Origin of the sequence: Vibrio sp. 10N.222.52.B7 (assembly GCF_041474275.1) — a bacterium.
Classification (GTDB): domain Bacteria; phylum Pseudomonadota; class Gammaproteobacteria; order Enterobacterales; family Vibrionaceae; genus Vibrio; species Vibrio crassostreae_C.
The window spans coordinates 1-277 of the sequence record NZ_JBFRTU010000681.1 but is presented as its reverse complement, the minus strand read 5'-3'; the positions used below and the strand labels follow the sequence as shown (position 1 = coordinate 277).

The window sequence follows — 277 nt, the reverse complement described above, 5'->3', positions numbered from 1 at the left end:
CTTGACGAGGAGACCCGGTAAAACTGGTTTCGCGAGCCGACGAGCCTGTGTTAGCTGAGCTAATGTTAGTTGACGAATCTAAGTTGGTTGAAGAGCCCCTGCTAGGCGATGAACCTTGGTTGGCTGTTGAGCCATAATGTTGCCCACCATCATTAACGCTGTGTTGAGGTTGATCATAAGCGCGCTCAGACTCCGATTTTCTCGGGTAAGCTGGCGTTTGCTCAATAGCATGTCGCTCACTATCAGATACTTGGGTTTGATTCGAACGGCTAGGCAT

1 pseudogene is annotated in these 277 nt (G+C 49.8%); it reads right to left on the bottom strand.

The window, feature by feature from the left end:
- Positions 1-277: pseudogene (locus AB4512_RS24785) on the bottom strand (DNA mismatch repair protein MutL); the annotation flags it as partial.